At 66.6% G+C, this 3,364-nt stretch carries 4 protein-coding genes; all 4 read left to right on the top strand.

Annotation, left to right across the window (positions count from 1 at the left end; genetic code table 11):
* Window positions 1–124 precede the first annotated feature (124 nt).
* Window positions 125–706 (top strand): DUF2889 domain-containing protein, encoded by a 582-nt coding sequence (locus tag AB7U92_RS24240; protein ID WP_428582945.1) that lies wholly within the window; start codon window positions 125–127, stop codon window positions 704–706.
* A gap of 15 nt (window positions 707–721) precedes the next feature.
* Window positions 722–1,882: an ADP-forming succinate--CoA ligase subunit beta gene (sucC, locus tag AB7U92_RS24235; protein ID WP_428582943.1), complete on the top strand. Its 1,161-nt coding sequence runs from the start codon at window positions 722–724 to the stop codon at window positions 1,880–1,882.
* Window positions 1,883–1,910: 28 nt separating this feature from the next.
* On the top strand, window positions 1,911–2,804 hold the full coding sequence (gene sucD, locus AB7U92_RS24230) for a succinate--CoA ligase subunit alpha (RefSeq protein WP_428582941.1): 894 nt from the start codon (window positions 1,911–1,913) through the stop codon (window positions 2,802–2,804).
* Between the two features lie 149 nt (window positions 2,805–2,953).
* Window positions 2,954–3,364, top strand: a 411-nt coding sequence (locus tag AB7U92_RS24225) for a YjbE family putative metal transport protein (protein WP_428582939.1), incomplete at its 3' end; no start/stop codon positions are given.

The raw sequence follows: 3,364 nt of genomic DNA, 5'->3' as shown, positions 1-3,364 counted from the left end.
AGCCGGCCGTCAGCTTTGACGCAGCGCAGCATGCTACATTGCGCGCCGTTCGCGCTGGTGACGGTGGAGTGACAGCCCCGCTGCGTGCCGCGCCCATCGACTCAGTACCCACCGGTCCGTTTCCATGGCTTTGCCGCCTGCCGCGCCCGAGCGAAAGCTCAAGCACCGCCGCAGCATCGACGTCCACGTCTATGCGCGCGGCAACGGGCTGTGGGAGGTCGATGCCGAGATCCGTGACGTCAAGACGCGTGACGCGAAGCTCGCCGGAGGCATCCGCAAGGCCGGCGACCCGATCCACGACATGCTGCTGCGACTCGTGGTCGACGAGCAGCTCAACATCCTCGAGGCGGGCTCCGAGACCCGCTGGATGCCCTATCCCGGCCACTGCGACGACCACGGCGACGCCTACCGCGCGCTGGCCGGGCTGAACCTGCTCAAGGGCTTCCGCGCCGCCGTCAAGGAGCGGCTGGGCGGCAGCATCGGCTGCACCCACCTGACCGAGCTGACCCAGGTGCTGCCCACCGCGGTGATCCAGGCCTTCGCCGGCGAAGTGATCGACACCCGCGAGGACAGCGAACACAAGCCCTTCCAGATCGACCGCTGCCACGCCTTGCGCTCCGACGGTGCGGCCGTGAAACTCTTCTATCCGCGCTGGTACCGGGGGGCCGTCGACCCCGCTGCCGTTCCCACCCCTCTAGAAACCTAGGCAAGCGAGACACCCATGAAGATCCACGAGTACCAGGGCAAGGAAATCCTGCGCCAGTTCGGCGTTCCGGTGCCGCGCGGCTATCCGGCCTTCAGCGTGCTGGAAGCCACCGAGGCGGCCCAGAAGCTCGGCGGCCCGGTATGGGTGGTCAAGGCGCAGATCCACGCCGGCGGCCGCGGCAAGGGCGGCGGCGTGAAGGTGGCCAAGACGCTGGACGACGTCAAGGCGCTGGCCGGCCAGATCCTCGGCATGCAGCTCAAGACGCACCAGACCGGCCCCGAAGGCCAGAAGGTGCGCCGCCTGTACATCGAGGAAGGCGCGGACATCAAGAAGGAGTACTACGTCTCGCTGGTCACCGACCGCGCATCGCAGAAGGTGGCCTTCATCGCCTCCAGCGAAGGTGGCATGGACATCGAGGAAGTGGCCCACAGCACGCCCGAGAAGATCATCACCGAGGTGATCGACCCGCTCGCCGGCCTGGGCGACGCACAGGCGAAGAAGATCGCCGCCGCCGTGGGCCTGCCGGAAGGCTCGCACGCGCAGGCTGTCGAGCTGTTCAAGAACCTGTACCGCTGCTACATGGAGACGGACGCCTCACTGGTCGAGATCAACCCGCTGAACTGTGACAGCAAGGGCAACCTGATCGCCCTGGACGCGAAGTTCAACTTCGACTCCAACGCGCTGTTCCGCCACCCGGAGATCGTCGCCTACCGCGACCTCGACGAGGAAGACCCGGCCGAGATCGAGGCCAGCAAGTTCGACCTCGCCTACATCCAGCTCGACGGCAACATCGGCTGCCTGGTCAACGGCGCGGGCCTGGCGATGGCGACGATGGACACCATCAAGCTGTTCGGCGGCGAGCCGGCCAACTTCCTCGACGTCGGCGGCGGCGCCACCGCCGAGAAGGTGACCGAGGCCTTCAAGATCATGCTGTCCTCGCCCAAGGTGAAGGCCATCCTGGTCAACATCTTCGGCGGCATCATGCGCTGCGACACCATCGCCGAGGGCGTGATCGCGGCCTGCAAGGCGGTCAACCTGAGCGTGCCTCTCGTGGTGCGCATGAAGGGCACCAACGAGGAGCTGGGCAAGAAGATGCTCAAGGACTCCGGCCTGCCCATCATCAGCGCCGACACCATGGCCGAAGCCGCGACGAAGATCGTCGCCGCCGTCAAGTAACGCACCCCGTCTGCCAGAGAGAACCGACATGAGCATCCTCATCAACAAGGACACCAAGGTCATCACCCAGGGCATCACGGGCAAGACCGGCCAGTTCCACACCAAGGGCTGCCAGGCCTACGCCAACGGCAAGAACTGCTTCGTCGCCGGCGTCAACCCGAAGAAGGCGGGCGAAAGCTTCGAGGGCATCCCCATCCACGCCAGCGTGAAGGACGCCAAGGCCGCCACGGGCGCCACCGTCAGCGTGATCTACGTGCCGCCCGCCGGCGCGGCCGACGCGATCTGGGAAGCGGTCGAGGCCGACCTCGACCTGGTGATCTGCATCACCGAGGGCATTCCCATCAAGGACATGCTGATCGTGCGCAACAAGATGAAGGCGAAGGAAGCCGCCGGCGGCAAGAAGACGCTCCTGCTCGGCCCCAACTGCCCCGGCCTTATCACGCCCGACGAGATCAAGATCGGCATCATGCCGGGCCATATCCACAAGAAGGGCCGCATCGGCGTGGTCTCGCGTTCGGGCACGCTCACCTACGAGGCGGTGGCGCAGCTCACCGAGATCGGCCTGGGCCAGAGCAGCGCGGTCGGCATCGGCGGCGACCCGATCAACGGCCTCAAGCACATCGACGTGATGAAGGCCTTCAACGACGATCCGGACACCGATGCGGTGATCATGATCGGCGAGATCGGTGGCCCGGACGAAGCCGACGCGGCGCGCTGGTGCAAGGCCAACATGAAGAAGCCGATCGTCGGCTTCATCGCGGGCGTCACCGCGCCCCCGGGCAAGCGCATGGGCCACGCTGGCGCGCTGATCTCCGGCGGCGCCGATACCGCCGATGCCAAGCTGGCCATCATGGAAGAGTGCGGCTTCAAGGTGACGCGCAATCCGTCGGAGATGGGCCGGCTGCTCAAGGGCCTGCTCTGAGCTCGACGACCGCCACAACGGAAAGGGCCGCCTCGGGCGGCCCTTTGCTTTGGCGGCTTGCGTAATTCCACGAACCGGGCGCACCCCATCACCCGCCTACACTCGCGGTCGTTCCCGTCATTGCCCGCCTGCCTGAGGATCCGCCCCCCATGGAACAGTTCATGACCCCCGAGTTCTGGGTCGCCGTAGGCCAGATCATCATGATCGACATCCTGCTCGGCGGCGACAACGCGGTGGTCATCGCGCTGGCCTGCCGCAAGCTGCCGCCCGCGCAGCGCACGCAGGGCATCATCTGGGGCACCGCCGGCGCGATCCTGCTGCGCGTGATCCTGATCTTCTTCGCGCTGACGCTGCTGGCGATCCCGTACCTGAAGATCGTCGGCGCGTTGCTGCTCGTGTGGATCGGCGTCAAGCTGATCGCGCCGGACGACGAGGATGGCCACGGCGACATCCAGGCCAGCGACAAGCTCTGGGCGGCAGTCAAGACGGTGATCGTGGCCGACCTCGTGATGAGTGTCGACAACGTCATCGCCATCGCCGGCGCCGCCGAAGGCGCGGGC

The organism is Piscinibacter sp. (genome assembly GCF_050175855.1).
Lineage (GTDB): Bacteria > Pseudomonadota > Gammaproteobacteria > Burkholderiales > Burkholderiaceae_C > Piscinibacter.
This window is presented reverse-complemented; position numbering and strand designations above follow the sequence as displayed.

Excerpts from the sequence above, each read along its gene's own strand:
- AB7U92_RS24240 (WP_428582945.1), top strand. The coding sequence starts at position 125 with ATGGCTTTGCCGCCTGCCGCGCCCGAGCGAAAGCTCAAGCACCGCCGC.
- sucC (WP_428582943.1), top strand. The coding sequence starts at position 722 with ATGAAGATCCACGAGTACCAGGGCAAGGAAATCCTGCGCCAGTTCGGC.
- sucD (WP_428582941.1), top strand. The coding sequence starts at position 1,911 with ATGAGCATCCTCATCAACAAGGACACCAAGGTCATCACCCAGGGCATC.